This window comes from Clostridium tetanomorphum, assembly GCF_017873215.1.
In the GTDB taxonomy this organism is placed as follows: domain Bacteria; phylum Bacillota; class Clostridia; order Clostridiales; family Clostridiaceae; genus Clostridium_AO; species Clostridium_AO tetanomorphum.
In genome coordinates, this window is sequence record NZ_JAGGKA010000011.1 from 132,756 (window position 1) to 150,496 (window position 17,741).

General features: G+C 28.6%; 16 protein-coding genes. 8 read left to right on the forward strand and 8 right to left on the reverse strand.

The window, feature by feature from the left end:
* The first annotated feature begins 99 nt into the window (after positions 1 to 99).
* Positions 100 to 1,680, forward strand: coding sequence for a methyl-accepting chemotaxis protein (locus tag J2Z24_RS12115; RefSeq protein ID WP_051593318.1), 1,581 nt, complete (start codon positions 100 to 102; stop codon positions 1,678 to 1,680).
* Positions 1,681 to 1,749: 69 nt separating this feature from the next.
* On the opposite strand, the gene J2Z24_RS12120 is transcribed toward J2Z24_RS12115, so the two are convergent.
* Positions 1,750 to 2,742 carry a resuscitation-promoting factor gene (locus J2Z24_RS12120; RefSeq protein WP_035148921.1) on the reverse strand — a complete coding sequence of 331 codons (993 nt, stop codon included), beginning with the start codon at positions 2,740 to 2,742 and terminating at the stop codon, positions 1,750 to 1,752.
* Between the two features lie 155 nt (positions 2,743 to 2,897).
* Between J2Z24_RS12120 and J2Z24_RS12125 the strand changes: the two genes are divergently transcribed.
* Together J2Z24_RS12125 and J2Z24_RS12130 are read left to right on the forward strand one after the other, a co-directional pair.
* Complete coding sequence (locus J2Z24_RS12125) at positions 2,898 to 3,878, forward strand: diaminopimelate dehydrogenase (protein ID WP_035148919.1); 981 nt, start codon at positions 2,898 to 2,900, stop codon at positions 3,876 to 3,878.
* 278 nt (positions 3,879 to 4,156) lie between these two features.
* On the forward strand, positions 4,157 to 4,933 hold the full coding sequence (locus J2Z24_RS12130; RefSeq protein WP_338078436.1) for an arginase family protein: 777 nt from the start codon (positions 4,157 to 4,159) through the stop codon (positions 4,931 to 4,933).
* 195 nt (positions 4,934 to 5,128) lie between these two features.
* Here J2Z24_RS12130 and J2Z24_RS12135 read toward each other — a convergent pair whose 3' ends face one another.
* The 7 genes from J2Z24_RS12135 to J2Z24_RS12160 form a co-directional block, all read right to left on the reverse strand.
* A complete protein-coding gene (locus J2Z24_RS12135; protein WP_035148915.1) occupies positions 5,129 to 6,163 on the reverse strand; it encodes a sensor histidine kinase in 1,035 nt (344 codons plus the stop codon).
* A complete protein-coding gene (locus J2Z24_RS12140) occupies positions 6,160 to 6,834 on the reverse strand; it encodes a response regulator transcription factor (RefSeq protein ID WP_035148911.1) in 675 nt (224 codons plus the stop codon). The genes J2Z24_RS12135 and J2Z24_RS12140 overlap by 4 nt, the downstream gene beginning before the upstream one ends.
* Positions 6,835 to 7,068: 234 nt before the next feature.
* Complete coding sequence (locus tag J2Z24_RS12145; protein ID WP_051593317.1) at positions 7,069 to 7,938, reverse strand: 4Fe-4S binding protein; 870 nt, start codon at positions 7,936 to 7,938, stop codon at positions 7,069 to 7,071.
* Complete coding sequence (locus J2Z24_RS21655; RefSeq protein ID WP_276512148.1) at positions 7,931 to 8,065, reverse strand: CD1871A family CXXC motif-containing protein; 135 nt, start codon at positions 8,063 to 8,065, stop codon at positions 7,931 to 7,933. Before J2Z24_RS21655 ends, J2Z24_RS12145 begins: the two co-directional genes overlap by 8 nt.
* Positions 8,066 to 8,075: 10 nt before the next feature.
* Positions 8,076 to 8,645 carry a TlpA disulfide reductase family protein gene (locus tag J2Z24_RS12150; RefSeq protein ID WP_051593316.1) on the reverse strand — a complete coding sequence of 190 codons (570 nt, stop codon included), beginning with the start codon at positions 8,643 to 8,645 and terminating at the stop codon, positions 8,076 to 8,078.
* Between the two features lie 45 nt (positions 8,646 to 8,690).
* Positions 8,691 to 9,440, reverse strand: a complete 750-nt coding sequence (locus tag J2Z24_RS12155; protein WP_035148909.1) for an ABC transporter ATP-binding protein — start codon at positions 9,438 to 9,440, stop codon at positions 8,691 to 8,693.
* 21 nt (positions 9,441 to 9,461) lie between these two features.
* On the reverse strand, positions 9,462 to 11,366 hold the full coding sequence (locus tag J2Z24_RS12160; protein WP_035148908.1) for an FtsX-like permease family protein: 1,905 nt from the start codon (positions 11,364 to 11,366) through the stop codon (positions 9,462 to 9,464).
* A 365-nt stretch (positions 11,367 to 11,731) separates the two neighbouring features.
* On the opposite strand from J2Z24_RS12160, the gene proB reads away from it, so the two are divergent.
* The 5 genes from proB (at position 11,732) to J2Z24_RS12185 (ending at position 17,554) form a co-directional block, all read left to right on the forward strand.
* Positions 11,732 to 12,553 (forward strand): glutamate 5-kinase, encoded by an 822-nt coding sequence (gene proB, locus J2Z24_RS12165; protein WP_035148906.1) that lies wholly within the window; start codon positions 11,732 to 11,734, stop codon positions 12,551 to 12,553.
* A 17-nt stretch (positions 12,554 to 12,570) separates the two neighbouring features.
* Positions 12,571 to 13,860 carry a glutamate-5-semialdehyde dehydrogenase gene (locus tag J2Z24_RS12170; RefSeq protein ID WP_035148904.1) on the forward strand — a complete coding sequence of 430 codons (1,290 nt, stop codon included), beginning with the start codon at positions 12,571 to 12,573 and terminating at the stop codon, positions 13,858 to 13,860.
* A gap of 102 nt (positions 13,861 to 13,962) precedes the next feature.
* Positions 13,963 to 14,775, forward strand: a complete 813-nt coding sequence (gene proC / locus J2Z24_RS12175; protein WP_035148902.1) for a pyrroline-5-carboxylate reductase — start codon at positions 13,963 to 13,965, stop codon at positions 14,773 to 14,775.
* A 281-nt stretch (positions 14,776 to 15,056) separates the two neighbouring features.
* Positions 15,057 to 15,932 (forward strand): MurR/RpiR family transcriptional regulator, encoded by an 876-nt coding sequence (locus tag J2Z24_RS12180; protein WP_035148900.1) that lies wholly within the window; start codon positions 15,057 to 15,059, stop codon positions 15,930 to 15,932.
* A gap of 233 nt (positions 15,933 to 16,165) precedes the next feature.
* Positions 16,166 to 17,554, forward strand: coding sequence for a 6-phospho-beta-glucosidase (locus J2Z24_RS12185; RefSeq protein WP_035148898.1), 1,389 nt, complete (start codon positions 16,166 to 16,168; stop codon positions 17,552 to 17,554).
* Positions 17,555 to 17,741 lie beyond the last annotated feature (187 nt).

Consider the following 17,741-nt stretch of genomic DNA (forward strand, 5'->3'; position numbering starts at 1 on the left):
AAAATCATATTACCTATGCTAAGTATTATTATTATTTTCATTGCTACAGTAGGTATTCAAATTAATTCATTAAATATGAATTTAATTAAGGTGAAAAAAATGAATGAAAAAGCTTTTAAAACCTTATCTAAATCTGAGGAATTAAAGCTAAATGTTGTACAAGTACAGCAATGGTTAACGGATATTAGTGCTACTAGAGGAGCAAAAGGTTTTGATGATGGATTTGATGAAGCTGAAAAATATGCACAATATATTAAATCAAATTTTAAGGAATTAATATCTATAAATCCTGAGTATAAAGATGAAGTAGAAAGAATGGAGGCAGCTTTTACTCCTTATTATGATATTGGAAAGAAAATGGCTAAGGCATATATTGAAGGTGGTCCTAATAAAGGTAATATAATGATGGAAGAATTTGATGGAAAGGCTGAAGCTATAAATAAGCAGGTGGATGATTTTAAAAGCAATTCTTATAAATATATTGAAACTTCTATTAAGGAAATAGAGAAGTCTATATTTAATACAGTAGTTTTATTAGTAATTTCAATTGGCGTAGGAGTTATAGTATTAATTATTGCACTAAGATATATATTAAAAGGAGTTATAAAGCCAATAAATAATGTGTTAATTAAATTAAAAGATATGTCTAATAATGAAGGTGATTTAACTCAATATATTGATGTTAATAGCAATGATGAAATAGGAGAACTTGCTAAAAATATAAATGAAGTACAAGATTCTTTTAGAAATATTATAGCTACTATTATAGATGAGTCATCTAATGTAGAGAATATAGTAAATACAACTAATGAAAATATAAATATGTTAACATCACAAATTGAAAATACATCTGCTGCTACTGAAGAAATTGCATCAGGTATGGATGAAGCAGCTGTGGCAACAGAAGAAATGAATGGAAAAGCTATAGAAATTGAAAATGCTATTAATTTAATAGCTGAAAAAGCTCATAATGGAGCTAATATTGTAGAGGAAATAAGTAAGCGAGCTGAAAATTTAAAACAAAATGCAAAGAATTCTCAAAATGCTACAAATGAAATAAGAATAAACATGGAAAAAGAATTGAGGATGGCTATAGAAAAATCAAAAGCAGTAGACCAAATTAATTTATTAACAGAATCTATTTTTCAAATTACATCTCAAACCAATCTTTTGGCATTAAATGCAGCAATTGAAGCATCAAGGGCAGGAGAATCTGGAAAAGGATTTGCAGTAGTAGCAGATGAAATTAGAAAGCTGGCAGAGAATTCAAAACACACAATAAGCCAAATAAAAGAAGTTACAGAGGGAGTAATAGAATCTGTAAATAATTTATCTCGAAGTTCTGAAAAGGTTTTAGAATTTATTGATGAAAATGTTATTAAAGATTATGAAACTTTAATTCATACAGGAGATCAGTACTATAAAGATGCAGATTTTATGGATAATTTTGTGTCAGATTTAAAAGATACATTAGAAAAAATAACCTATACAGTGCATGATATTACAAAATCCATTAATGAAGTCAGTATATGGAGTAATGAGGCAGCAAATGGAACAGAAAATATTGCAAATATAACAACAGAAGTTGTTGAAAGAGCAAATAATGTAGTAAAACTTATAGGCTCTGTAAAAGAAGGAACGAAAAAACTTTCTCAAATGGTATGTAAATTTAAAGTATAGTGCATAAAAAAGTAAACAATATAAGCTATGAAATTAAGGTGTAAGACTTATATTTCATAGCTTTTTTATTTATTTTACAATATATACATTTACATACTTTAGACCCCAATTACAAGCTTCTTTATAAGTATCAAAGAAAACATCTACAAAATTTCCTTTTACCCCAGTACCCTCATCAGCAGCTATAGCATAGCCATAACCTTCAATATAAAGTTTTGTACCTAAAGGAATAACCCTTGGATCAACTGCTACAGTACTGTAACCATTTGGATTTCTTACAGCTTTTCTTCCAGAGGCAGTATAAGTAGAACCTACCCCATTAACTGCCCAATAGGCAGTAGCCTTCGCTCTAATAACATTGGAATTAGCAAAGGAAGCAGTTCCTCTTGAGGCATACATAGGAGTTAAGGTACCCTGTGCTATTATCTTATCTTTAGGTTTTTTTACAACCACTTCTTTAATAACTTTTCTAGATACTTCTTTGCCATTTTCATAAACTACATTTGTAGTAATCTGCTTTTCTCCAGTAGAGCCCTGTTGTAAAACTTTTTTTCGAGATTTTAATAAATCATTGTCATTTTTAACAATTGTATTAAAAGCAATAGGAGCAGAGCTTGAAATAGTTTTTGTAGCTACTCTTATTATTTTAACATCCATTCCTTTTGATAATTTTGTTTCAAGGCTAGGACTAATTTTATCTTCAGCTTTTAAAACTATTTTTTCTGCATCTAACAATGAACGAACATCTTGCTCAGCAGATTTTATACTAAGTTCTTTGTTATCTGCAAAAAGTTTAACATCTACTGCTTTTCTTATGTTTATAGTATCATTTTTACTTAAATTCGTTTTTAAATCTTTATCGATTTTATCTTTTAAACCTAGTTCTATATGTTCCTTTTTTAAAGCCTCACCAACAGTTTTTTGGTAAGTAACAATTTTTTTCTCTTTTCCGTCTATAATTACTGTAATAGTCTTTCGTGCTGAATATACAAAGATGATTAATAGAAGAATTATTGAAGCAAGTACAAGTTGAGATGCAGACCTTTTTACTTTGTTCTTCATAAAAATTTCTTTAAAGTTAACTATAATTCTCATCTCCTTTTTTTATAGTTATATGGTAAAGAATACATTGAAATTTGATTTTTGTCAAATCTGAATTACATATAATATAATATTGTGGTATAATTTTCATAAAATAAATAAACGGGGTGGAAGCTATGAACAAAAAAATCAAAATAGGAATTGTAGGATATGGTAATCTTGGAAAAGGGGTAGAAAAAGCTATAAAACATAACCTTGATATGGAGTTAGAAGCTATTTTTACAAGAAGAGAATTAAAGGATGTAGATGAAGGAAATTCTAAATTAGTACATATATCAAAGCTAGAAATGTACAAAGGGGTAATTGATGTTATGATCTTATGTGGAGGTTCTGCTACGGATTTAGTAGAACAAGGGCCTATGGTAGCATCACAGTTTAATACTGTAGATAGCTTTGATACTCATGCAAGAATACCTGAGTATTTTGAAATAGTAAATAGTGTTGCAAAACAGGTTGGAACTGTAAGTCTTATATCTACAGGTTGGGATCCAGGTTTGTTTTCTTTAAATCGTCTTTTAGGAGAAGTAGTATTGCCACAAGGAGTGGATTATACTTTTTGGGGAAAAGGTGTAAGCCAAGGACACTCAGATGCAGTAAGAAGAATAGAAGGAGTTAAAAATGCTGTACAGTATACAATACCACTAGAAGAAGCTTTAGACAGAGTAAGAAGTGGACAAAATCCAAAATTAACTGTTAGAGAAAAACATGAAAGAGTTTGCTATGTAGTTCCTTGTGAAGGAGCAGATTTAAATAAAATAGAATGCACTATAAAAAATATGCCAAATTATTTTTCAGACTATAATACAACAGTTCATTTTATTTCTGAAGAAGAATTTAAAAAAGAGCATACAAAAATGTCTCATGGTGGATTTGTTATAAGAACAGCTACTACTGGAGATGGGAATAAAGAAAGAATGGAATTTAGTTTAAGTTTAGATAGTAATCCTGAATTTACATCAAGTGTATTGGTAGCTTATGCTAGGGGAGTTTATAATTTATCAAAAGAAGGAAAGTATGGGGCAGTAACAGTCTTTGATGTTCCTTTTGCATATTTATCACCTAAATCACCTGAAGAATTAAGAAAAGAATTACTTTAATTTATTTTTAAGTTTCGTCAATTCCAGGACGGTTAGTAAATATTATGTATGTGTTTTAAATAAAATAATTGGGGACAGTTAACAAGTATTAAAAATTGTTAACTGTCCCTAATTTTGTTTTCAATATTCATCAATTATTTCCAAATTTTAGTGTTTATTTTGCAACCTAACTTACTTAAATGTATAATTATATATGAATATTGATGTAGTACCTTTATCAAAAGGCTTTGAAACTTCACAGATTGAAGACTAATAAGTATTGATATGGAGGCGAATCAATTATGGAGGTTTCAGTAAACATATTGGATTTTGATCAAGTGTATCAAATGCAAACATATTTTAAGGAAGCTCATTATGAGTGGATCAAGCTTTCAGATATCAGAAATACGAATAGATATTGCGAATCGAAAGCCTTAGCATCTATTGCTAAGAGATTGAAAAAACGAAAATATAGAGGAATAACATTTATAGGAAGTGGCAACTATCATTATGTTACATATTTACTTATGAAAGATGTAAAAGCTCCCTTCACTTTAATTCTATTTGACCATCATACAGATATGAAGGATGCTCCTTGTGAATCTTTAGTAACTTGTGGATCTTGGGTATCGAAATCTTTAGAGAGATTGCCGATGCTTAAAAAGGTTATTATCATAGGCACTAGGGAGGATTTGTTAGAATCTATACCATCATACCTAAATGAGAAAGTTCTAATATTATCAAAAGAACAAATGGGACAAGCAAGCATAAAAGAATATATAAAATCATCAATTTCTACTTATAATGTCTATATTAGCATTGATAAAGATGTTCTTGGAAAATCAGAAGCAGTAACAAATTGGGACCAAGGAAATATGAAGCTTATGCAGTTGCTTAATTTGATAAAATATATTGCTAAAAATAAGCGTATTTGTGGTATAGATGTTTGTGGAGAATATCCATATAGCCCAGTGTTGAACTGTTATCCTGAAAGTTTGGAAGCAGTACGAAAGAATAATAGAGCTAATTTAACAATATTAAATACAATTAATAAGTTGGAGAAAAAAATAAGTTAGTAATTATAGAAATTTAAAGGGAGATTATGGCATGGATCTTAGGATTTTTAAAATAGAAACTTTTATACTAGAAGAATATAATTTTAGTAATTTTTTAGGGAAAGGTTAATAAATATTATGTTATTGTGTATTTTGAATAAAATGATTAGGGACAGCTAACAAGTATTAAAAGTTGTTAACTGTCTCAACTTTAAACTACATTTTAACTATATTAAAGTAATCTGTAAGCTTTGGAAAATGTATTTTGACCTTTGTGTATTCACCATATGAGGATTCTATACTTATATGATGACCTAGTTTTTTTGCTAGTTCCTTTGCTAAATACAATCCCATACCTGTAGATTTGTATAGTTCTCTACCATTATGTCCTGTAAATCCTCTATGAAAAACTCTATCTATATCTTCTGATTTAATTCCTATGACGTTATCTTCTATTATAAGAATTTTTTCTTTACTAAGTTTTTCACCACTGATTTTTATTGTTCCATTTTCACCAGTGTATTTTAATGAATTACTTAATATCTGATCAATTATGAATCCTAACCATTTTATATCTGTAGACACAGTGAAATCTATATTGTTTATTTCTATCTTTATTTTTTTATTTATGAATAATTTAGCATGCTTTGTTATATGTGTTTTCACTATTTTTTCCAAGTTATGGTCGCTTATAAAATAATCCTTTGAAAAATCATCTATCTTAGAATAATATAATGCTTGTTCAACATAGTTATCTATTTTATCTATTTCTTCTTCAATGCTATTTAAAATTTCTTCTTTAGGTTTACCTAAACTGTTTTCTATAACTAATCTAGCTACAGATATTGGAGTTTTAATTTCATGTACCCAAGACGTAATAAATTCTGAGTTGTTTCTCTTTTCTTCATGAAGTTTTTCTATTTTTAACTCCTCATTTATATATATATGTATCAACAGTTTATTATTTAAATATTGTTTAAAGCTCTTAGGTTCAGGAAGGGAATAAATAATATCTTCCTCTCTGTTGTCTAATATATATTTTATTGTATTATAATACTTTCTATTAAAGAAGTACTCTCCTAAAAGATATATAGTAGTAACGGTACCTGCAACTATATTTATGTATATAATATTATAAAAGTTTACCTGAATGGTTCCATCTAAGTAGACTATAGCAGAAATAAATGTCATTAAAACTATATAGAAAATAATGAAATATCTTTTGTCGAGAAAATATTCTTTTAAGTTCATAGTATTATATATCCTTGACCTTTTTTAGTTTGAATAAAATCATTGAGACCTATTTCTGATAGTTTTTTTCGCAGTCTGTTTATATTAACGGTCAAAGTATTGTCATCCACAAAGCTTTCATCTTTCCAAAGTAATCTCATAATTTTATCTCTGCTTACTACTTCACCATTTTCTTTCATAAGGATATAAATAATTTTAAACTCATTTTTTGTAAGCTCTATTTTATGTTCATTATATATTAGGTTACAATCCTTTAAATTAAGTACAACACCATTATTTTCAATGACATTTGATTCTATATTTGAGTAGGAGTAAGTTCTTCTTAAAAGTGCATTTATTTTAGCCATAAGAACGTCTAATGAAAATGGCTTTTGTATGAAATCATCTCCGCCCATATTTACTGACATTATAATGTCCATATTGGTATCCCTTGAAGATACAAATATTATAGGAACTTTAGAAACTTCTCTTATTTTATTGCACCAATAAAAGCCATCAAAACATGGTAGATTTATATCCATAAGTATTAAGTCAGGTTGATATTTTGCAAAATCACTAAATACTTCATTAAAATCTTCTACATAAAGTCCTTGAAAATTCCACTTTTTTAAATTTTCTAATATTATATTTCTTATTTTTAGGTCATCTTCTACTATCATTATTTTAAACATAATAACACCTTTTTCTAAATTAATTTTATTTTCCTATATTATATACTGACCAACATAGTATTACAAATATACTTTGCTCGTATTTACTCGGGAACGATTAATATATTTTTAGCACATTATATTAATTTAACCATAAACTTAATGGTGGGTGGTTAATGTAAAGCAGGGACAGTTAACAAAAAATAAAGAACAGTGAAGAATAAAAAATTTATATTCACCGTTCTTTGTATTATATTAAATAGTTTTACTTTTTGATGTTGCTATGGATGCAGTGGTTTTAAAAACTGTTTTTATGGCATTATGAGGGCATACATCTTTACATTCTCCACAACGTATGCATTCAAGGCTGTTGGGGTGTTTGTAAACTTCTATATTCATTTTACATTTTCTAGAACATTTACCACAGCTTGTACACATATTTTTGTCTACTTCTAATCTATAAAAACTTATTTGATTAAATAAACTGTATATAGCACCTAGAGGACAAATAAATCTACAAAAAGGTCTAAATATAATTATAGATAAAATAATTGTAATTATAAGCAGCGTGGTCTTCCATACAAATAAAAATCCTATAGCGGACCTTAGAGAAGTATCTAATAAAGTAAGAGGAATACCTCCTTCGAGAGTACCAGCAGGGCATATATATTTACAGAATGTTGGATCTCCCATACCGATATCATTTACCCAAAACATAGGAAGTAAAATTACAAATACTAAAAGTATTATATATTTTAAATATTTTAATCTATTAAATTTCTTGCTCAATTTAAATTTAGGGGAAGGTATTTTATGTAATAATTCTTGTATTAATCCAAAAGGGCACAACCATCCGCATACAAATCGTCCCATAGTTATCCCAATAAGAGTTAAAAATCCTACTACATAAAAAGAAAACTTATATTTTAAATCTCCTATAACTGCCTGCAGAGAACCAATGGGGCAGGAGCCAAGGGCGCCAGGGCAGGAATAACAGTTAAGTCCTGGAACGCATAATCTTTTTGTTTTACCCCTATAAATATGTCCATCTAAAAAACCCTTAAAATATCCATTGGTACTTATAAGTGTTATTATTTGAACTAATTTTCTTTTTAAATTATCCAATTCCTATACACTCCAAACAAATATTAATTGCTTTTGTAAGCACAGTATTTACTTCTCCTCTGTACATTCCGAGACCTATAAATGATATACCTATTGTAAATAAAAATATTCTTATCTTATTTTTCATAAGATTACACCTACTTTGCTGTATTTAAATTGTTTTCTATTAACTTTTTATAAACATTTTTTTCACGTGCACCTACTACTGTTTGTAAGATTTCTCCCTTACTATTTAAAAATACTGTAACAGGCACTGCGTTAGTTTTACTAACAAAGTCCTTTTGAAACTTTTCATTTGGTATTAGATTTGTAAATTCTACTTTTGATTTTTTTAATATTTCAAATGCTTTAACCTCATTTGTATCACCATCAGCAACTACACCTATTATATTGACATCTTTTTTTCCATACTCATTATATAAATCTTGAAGTTCAGGCATTTCATCTATACAAGGCTTACAAAATGTTCCCCATATATTTATCATAGTAAGTTTTTTATCTTTAAATATATCATTAGTTACCACCTTATCATTTACATCATTAACCTTAAATTCAGGCATAGTTTTTAAGTCTCCAAAAGAACCTTTTGTATCTTGTAATTCAGCTTCTTGCTTTGTTGAATTTGAAGCATTGTTATTTTTTGAGCCACAAGCAGTTAAAGATAGAGTCATAACTACTAATAAACATGAAATTACTAATTTTTTCATTTTAAAAACTCCTTTACTTTAAAATATATTAATATAAGATTTAAGTTAGTTACCTATAGTTGCTAGTACATCTAATATTTTTTGGAAAAATTCTTTACGAGATGAATTTCCTTTTACGAGCTCTGTAAATAATCTTCCATCTTTTATAAATAATATTCTTTTGCAATAGCTAGCAGCAAAAGCATCATGAGTAACCATCATTATAGTAGCATTAATATTTTCGTTTAAATCTGTAAGGCACTGTAGAAGATCTTTAGAAGACTTTGAGTCTAAAGCACCTGTAGGTTCATCTGCTAGTACAAGTGTTGGGTTTGTTATTATAGCTCTAGCAGCAGCTGTTCTTTGTTTTTGTCCACCGGAAACTTCATATGGATATTTTTCTAATATGTTAGATATTCCAAGGGCTTCAGCTACTTCAGTTACTCTTCTTTCTATTAAGGTAACTTTTATCTTAGAAAGTGTTAGTGGAAGCATTATATTTTCCTTTAAAGTTAAAGTATCTAAAAGGTTGAAGTCCTGAAATATAAATCCAAGCTTATTTCGTCTAAAAGAAGAAAGGGCATTTTCATTTAAATTTAATATATTTTCACCACCTATGGATATATTCCCGGAGGTAGGTTTATCAATAGTAGATATTACATTTAAAAGGGTACTTTTGCCAGCACCAGAAGGACCCATTATCCCAACAAATTCACCTTCATTAATTTGTAAGTTTATATCATCAAGTGCAGTGTATATATTTCCTTTTGAACCATATATTTTTTTTAGATTCTTAGTTTCAACAACAATACTCATAGTATTCATCCTCCATAAAAGTTAATTTTCTGTAACTATTTTTGCATAAGTTTTTACTGTCAACAAGTAATAAATAGAATAAATTAAAACATAAGATACAATACTTATAATAATTGGTACTTTAATGCTAAGGTCTATTGTTGTAGTCAATAGTGCTAGCGCTAGTAGGTTGTGAAGAAGTCCTATAATTATTGGTAATATAAAAATTATTATTAATTGTTTTTTAATAGATTTTTTTGTTTCTTTTTTAGATATGCCTATCTTTCTTAGAATAGTATATCTTTCTTTATCGTCATTAGCTTCTGTAAGTTGTTTGAAGTATAATATACTTCCTGTAGAAGTTAGGAAAACTAATCCTACCAGAATACCTATAAATAACATCATTGAGGTTAAAATTAATATTTGCTTCATGTCTTGTACATAACTTAACTTAGTATCGTCAGGCATTATTTTTATAATATCCTTTGTTAGTGAAGTGCTATCTAATGGATTTTGTACTGAATATGCTTTAAGGGTAACCACATTATCTTTATTATAATATTTCTCATAAATTTCATCTTGAACTAACAAAATTGGTCCCATATCAGTAACATTTAAAGGCTCTTCTAATTTTCTATCTATTATCTTAAAAGAATTTTTTAAATCCTTATAATGTATATTCACAGTTTTTCCTTTAATTTCATCTAAATCCTTTGAGCCATATTTTAGTAATATTGCTTGTGATGAAGAAGGAATTTTGAAATTGGTATCTAATCCTTTAAGCTTTAGAGTGTGTTTATATTTACTTATAGATATTAAATAGGTATAATTAGATTCTAAATCAGGAAAATTTTCTAATTTACTAGATACCTTCACAAGTTCAGACTCTGCTGAGGTTATAAGTTTGTTTTCAGGATGTTTTTTTATTATATCTTCAACTTGCTTATCTAAAGATTTACCTGTCGTTATATATGAATATGAAAATGGATAGGTTGTTTTATAAATTTTTTTCATATTGTAGTCTATGCTATAAGTAACACTTATTGAAGTTAAGGCAACAGCATTTGTAATAGCGATTATTGATAATGTTTTTGCATTAGATTTTATTCTGTATAAAAAGTGAGATATACTTATTAAATTATCTCCTTTGTAATATAATTTTTTATTCCTTTTTAGAACACTTATCATAAAGGTTAAAAATGTACCAAAGAAGATAAAAGTGCCTATTATTGAAGTTACAAGTGCAATAGGTACATTCCTTAGGAATGTAGGAGAATCTTTTATAGTCATAGCGGCAATTCCTTCAATTACAAAGAAAATTATAGAAAGTAATGCTAAAACTATAGATGGTTTAGTGCTTTTTTTACTCTTGTTTTCACTTGTACTGTTAGCTTTAAACAAATCTATAAGCTTAAATCTATAGATTATGGTGTATGCATTTATAGAAACTATTAAAAATAATATTCCAAAAGTTATAATTGTATGTAATACAGCATCTATACCTATAGAAAATTTTATTAATAAATTCATTCCTATAAATTTTATTAGAATCATAATAAATAATTTAGAAAGCAAACCTCCCATAAGTAGTCCTGCTAAAAGAGCAATACTTCCAATGATGATATTTTCATAAAAAAGTAATGAGCCTATCTGTCTCTTTTTTAATCCCAGTAGAGAATAAAGTCCTAATTCTTTTTTTCTCTTTCTTATAAAGAAAGAACTAGAGTATAATACGAATATGGCAGCAAATATAGCAATTATTACAGCTGAACCTTTGAACAATACAAGTGATTTTTGATCTTGCTCCAAAAATGCCTTGACTTGATTATTAGATGCTATATTTTGAAAAGCAAAATATATGGTTACATTAAATACTATGGAAACAAAATAAATAAAGTAATTATTAAAGTTTCCTTTTATATTTTTTTTGGCTAATCCTAATAACATTTCTTGTCCTCCTTAATTAATGTTCTATGGTTATTTTACGAAATATATCCTAAAAAAAACATCGTTGTAACTTACAATTTAGATTTTAACCTTACATTGTTGTAAGGTTGGTTAGATATGATTAACATAAATTTATTTTTAATATATAAAGCCACTGTGTTTAAGCATTTACAGTATCCATTAAGGGTCAGTTTTGTATATAAATTCTTTAACTAAACTTGACAAATTTAATAAAATTATATTAAAATAAAGTGACAACTTATTTAGAGGTTGTAAGTTGTAAGATATGCGTTAGGATAATATTTAAGAAATAAAAAAATTTTATATACGTTTTTAGGGCGTCTTTAAAGGGAGTGAAAATAATAATGCAAAATTTACAAACCGTACAATTTAACAGAGAAGAATATTTAAAAAATGTAAAAAACATAGTTGTAAAGGTTGGTTCTTCTACATTAACTCACGAAAATGGACTTTTGAATTTATTTAATATTGAACGTTTGGTACGTCAGTTATCAGATTTACACAATAGAGGATATAATATAATTTTAGTGTCTTCTGGTGCTATAGGAGCAGGTATGGGAAAACTTGGATTATCAGAAAAGCCCGAAGATATTGCTAAAAGACAAGCTGCTGCTGCTATAGGACAAGGAACACTTATGTATATATATAGAAAGATATTTGGTGAGCATGGTAAAACTGTTGGACAAATACTTTTAACTAAAGAGGATATAGTAGATGAAGTTAGAAGGTATAATGCGGCAAACACTTTAAAGGAGCTTTTAAATAAAAGAGTTATACCTATAGTAAATGAACATGATGCTATAGTAATGGAAGAAACTAAAGTTGGTGATAATGATACTGTTTCAGCTTTTGTATCTGAATTAGTAAAAGCTGATTTGTTAATTTTAATGTCTGATATTGAAGGGTTATATAATTGTGATCCAAGAAACAATGATGACGCTGAATTAATAGATTTTGTTGAAGAAATAACAGAAGATATTGTATCTTGTGCTGGTGGAGCAGGGTCTGGTCTTGGAACTGGAGGGATGGCTACAAAAATAAAGGCAGCAAAAATAGTTACTTCAGCAGGGATACCAATGTTAATAGTAAATGGGGAAGAAAATGAAGTTTTACAAAAGATAGTAAAAGGGGAAACAGTAGGTACATGGTTTAATATAGCTCAATAATTTTAGGAGGTATTGTTTTGGAGCAATTATATAAAGATTTAATTAATAAAGGTAAAAAAGCTAAAGAGGCTTCTAGATTCTTATCATTAGTGGATTGCAATTTAAAAAATAAAGCTCTTTATAAAATGGGCGAAGATTTAAAAATAAATAAAGATAAAATTATAAAAGCAAACAAAGTTGATATGGAAAAAGGTAGGGAAAAAGGACTTTCTAAGGCTCTTTTGGATAGACTTTTAATAAATGAAAAAAGAATAAATGATATGGTTAATGGTCTTATAGAAGTTGCAGAATTTTCAGATCCAATAGGGGAAGTTTTAGGTATGTGGAAAAGACCAAATGGTATTAATATTGGTGTACAAAGAGTACCACTAGGCGTTATAGGTATAATTTATGAAGCTAGGCCCAATGTAACTGTTGATGCTACAGCTCTTTGCTTAAAATCAGGTAATGCTGTAATTTTAAGAGGGGGTTCTGAGGCTATAAATACTAATAAATGTATTGGTGAAATATTACAAAATTCAGCTGTAGAAAGTGGTCTTCCAGAAGGAACCATTCAACTTATTGAAACTACTAATAGAGAAGTAGTAAATAAGATGCTTAAACTGAATGAATATATAGATGTTCTTATCCCAAGAGGAGGTAGGGGACTGATTAATAATGTAGTTAAGAATTCTACAGTTCCTGTAATCCAAACTGGGGTTGGAGTATGTCATACTTATGTAGATAGTTTTGCTAATTTAAAAATGGCTCAAGATATAGTTATAAATGCAAAGACTCAAAGACCAGGGGTTTGCAATGCTATGGAAACTTTATTAGTTCATAAAGATATAGCCAGTAAGTTTATTCCTGAAATGATAAAAGAAATTAGTAAATATGGAGTAGAACTTAGACTTTGTGAAAAATCGCTACAAATTGTAAAAAACTTTATTAAAGATGATAAAATATTATCCTTAATATCTAAGGCCACAGAAGAAGATTGGGATACTGAGTATTTAGATTTAATTTTATCTGTTAAAATAGTAGATTCTCTAGATGATGCTTTAAATCATATTTATAATCATGGAACTAAACATTCTGAAGCCATTATTACAGAAAACTATACTAATTCTCAAAGATTTTTAAATGAAGTAGATGCAGCAGCTGTATATGTAAATGCTTCTACAAGATTTACTGATGGAAGTGAATTTGGTTTTGGTGCAGAAATAGGAATAAGTACACAAAAACTTCATGCAAGAGGTCCTATGGGACTTACTCAATTAACTACTACGAAATATATAATTCGTGGAAATGGACAAATAAGAGAATAAAGTCATTTTTAAACTTAGGTAGAGTATGTCTAAGAAATGGGAATAGTAGTAGTGGCAGAGGTGGGATAAAACTATAACAGAATTAAAGGAGAGAAAAATAATATGAAAAAAACTATAGGATTTATAGGATGTGGAAACATGGCACAAGCTATGATTACAGGAGTTGTAAGCTCTAAAATAGTTTCACCAGTGAATGTTTCTGTGAGTGATAAAGATGATGAAAAGCTAAAGTGTATGAAAGAAAAATTTAATGTAAATATTTTAAACTCAAATGAAGAAGTGGCAAAAAATTCAGATATAATTATTTTAGCGGTTAAACCTAATAAATACAAAGAAGTAATAGAGGAAATAAAAAATTATGTAAAGGAAAATGTAATAATTGTTATTATAGGAGCAGGAATAGCTATAGAGTATGTAGAAAAAGCCTTTGAAAAGAAGGTAAAAGTAATTAGAACTATGCCAAATACACCTGCTTTAGTAGGGGAAGGCATGAGTGCTATATGTTGTAATGAATTAATTGAAGAAGAGGATTTAAAAGTTGTAGTAGATATATTTAAAAGCTTTGGCAAAGTAGAGATAATACAAGAAAATCTTATGGAGGTAATACCAGCTGTAAGTGGATCCTCACCGGCTTATGTATATATGTTTATAGAGGCTTTAGCAGATGGAGCGGTATTAGATGGTGTTCCTAGAGATAAGGCCTATAAAATGGCAGCACAATCAGTATTAGGAGCCGCAAAAATGGTATTAGAGACAGGAGAACATCCAGGAGTTTTAAAAGATAGAGTTTGCTCACCAGCGGGAACTACAATAGAGGCAGTATATTCTTTAGAAAAAAATAATTTTAGAGGAACTGTAATGGAAGCAATGAGGAAATGTACAGATAAAACTAGGGAAATGTCTAAAACAAAATAATAAGGTGCTTTAGTACTTAAAATTAAGGGATGCTTTTAGTGTCCTTTAATTTTTTTGTTTATGAAAAGCCAATTGTGAGAAAGGTGTGTTAAGAAAAGTTTAAGCATTGAAAAAAACACATTATTTTGAAGAAAGTAAAATAATAGCTTAAGCTTATGAATTAGTATATAATAAACAATAAACAACTAAAGAAAATATATTAGGATAACTTTAATTCAAGTTTATGATCATTATTTATATATTATAGTATATTTATAACTAAAGTGAACTAGGAGGCAATTATGACAATAGAAAATATGATTAAATGCTGTGATAACTTGACCCCCACAGAAAACCAATTAGCACAATACATAATTCAAAATAAAGAACAAATTCAAAAATTATCTATTCAAAATCTTTCTGAAAAGACTTTTGTATCAAAATCTGCAATTCACCGGTTTTGCAAAAAAATTGGAGTTGATGGATTTAATGAACTGAAAGTAAAGCTTGTCCAAGATATTATAATAGAAGAGGGAAAAGAGGAGAATCAAATTGATGTTAATTTTCCGTTTACGTCTAATGATAGTCAGGGAATAATAGCTGAAAAACTATTAAAATTGTATGAGGCATCAATAACAGATACTTATAAGTCTATTGATGTAGAGAAATTAAATAAATCTGTAGTATTATTGCATAATGCAGACATCATTGATATATATACTCATGCACATAATATTAATGTTGCAGAAAATTTTCAAGATAAAATGCTTGCAATTGGTAGAATTGTTAATTGCCCAAAATCTTCTTATGAACAGCGTTGTACGGCAACTGCATCTAATAGAAAACATGTAGCTATTATTTTGTCATATTCAGGAAGAGCAACATTTTTGCCTTCTATTGTAGAAATATTACATAAAAAGGGAACGGAAATAATCTGGATAGGTAGAGTTGGAACAAGTGTTGTACCGAATTATATAAAGCATCATTTGTATATAAGTGATAGAGAAAATCTCAGAAATAGAATATCTCAGTTTTCATCTCATATTGCAATGCAATATATGTTAGATGTTATTTTTAGTTGTATTTTTAGAATGGATTATGAAAGAAATATAAATTATATTCAAGAAGTTATTAGCATTGTTGATGACAGAAATATTAATGAAGAAAAAAACTTATAATTCCTTCTTTGTAAAAGTTATTAATGGTTATTTTAAGGCTTGTTCAGGAAAAATTCTGACGAGCTTTTTATATTTTAGGAAATAAAAATTGATTAAAAGTTTCAAAAAGCTTCAATGTAACATAATGCTTAATAAAATCTTTGAAAAAAGCAACCAGAATGTTGTGCTTTTGTTGAACTAGGTCACTTTAACAAATATATTATAAGTACAATATTTTATAGGAGGTAGGAGTTATGAAAGGAGCTATAAAGATTGTAACAATTGGAGGAGGAAGCAGCTATACACCAGAATTGATGGAAGGTTTTATTAAGCGATATGATGAACTTCTAATAAGTGAGATATGGTTAGTTGATATTGAAGATGGAAAAGAAAAGTTAGATATAGTTGGAAATTTGGCACAGCGTATGTGGGATGCAACTCCGTATAATGTAAAAGTAGTCACAACATTACACAGAAAAGAAGCATTAAAAGGTGCTGATTTTGTAACAACACAATTTAGAGTGGGTTTATTAGATGCAAGAATTAAAGATGAAAGAATACCTTTATTGCATGGAATGCTGGGTCAAGAAACTAACGGTGCTGGTGGAATATTTAAGGCATTTAGAACAATTCCGGTAATAAAAGATATTATTAATGACATGAAAGTACTATGTCCTGATGCCTGGCTTATTAATTTTACTAATCCTAGTGGGATTATTACAGAAGCAATTATTAAGCATTTTGGATGGAAAAAATGTATTGGATTGTGTAATGTACCAGTGATTTCTATGATGAATGAACCAAAAGTTATTGGAATGCAGTCGTCTAAGTTACATTATCAGTTTGCTGGATTGAATCATTTCCACTGGCATAAAGTTTTTGATGAAGAAGGAAAAGAAGTTACAGGACAGTTAATAGAGCATATTAACGAAAAAAATGGTGGAACTCCAGCTAACATTTATCAAGCTAAATTTCCATTGGAATTATTACATTCTATGAATTTATTACCTTGTGGATATCATCGTTATTACTACTGCGAAAAAGAGATGCTAGAACACAGTTTAGAAGAATTTAAAAAAGGTGGAACACGTGCAGAACAAATGAAAGAGGTAGAAGTTTATCTTTTTGAAATATATAAAAACCCGGATTTGAACAAAAAACCTGAAGAATTGCAAAAGCGTGGTGGTGCATATTACAGTGATGCAGCTTGTGAATGTATAAGTGCAATATATAATAATAAAGGTCTTCACATGGTGGTAAGTACACAAAATAATGGAGCGATACCATGTCTTGACTCAGATTCTATTGTTGAAGTTTCTTGTATAATTTCGGCTAAAGGTGCAGAACCAGTTGCATGGGGGGAAATGGCATCATTTGAAAAAGGATGGCTTCAGATTATGAAAGCAATGGAAGAATGTACAATCAATGCTGCATTAACAGGTGACTATGGAATAGCGTTAGAAGCTTTTATAATAAATCCATTAATTCAAAATGGAAGTAAGGCAAAACAAGTATTGGATGAATTGTTGGTAGCACATGAAAAGTATCTTCCACAATTTAAAGAAAAGATTATTGAGTTAAAGGCACAAGGAGTGGCATCAAAAGATCCTGTTGTAGTAGATTTGATTAAAAATGGACACTAAAGAAGGAAAAAATCATATTGAAAAATTAAAAAATACAATACTTTATTATAAGCATGTATAGATTTTGTAAATCAAAATTATACATGCTCTTTTTGTCTATAAATAAAACCACCTGCTATGCAGGTGTGTTCAGAAAAGCTTAAGCGTTGAAAAAAAACACCTCACTTTGATAGAATAGATATGGTTT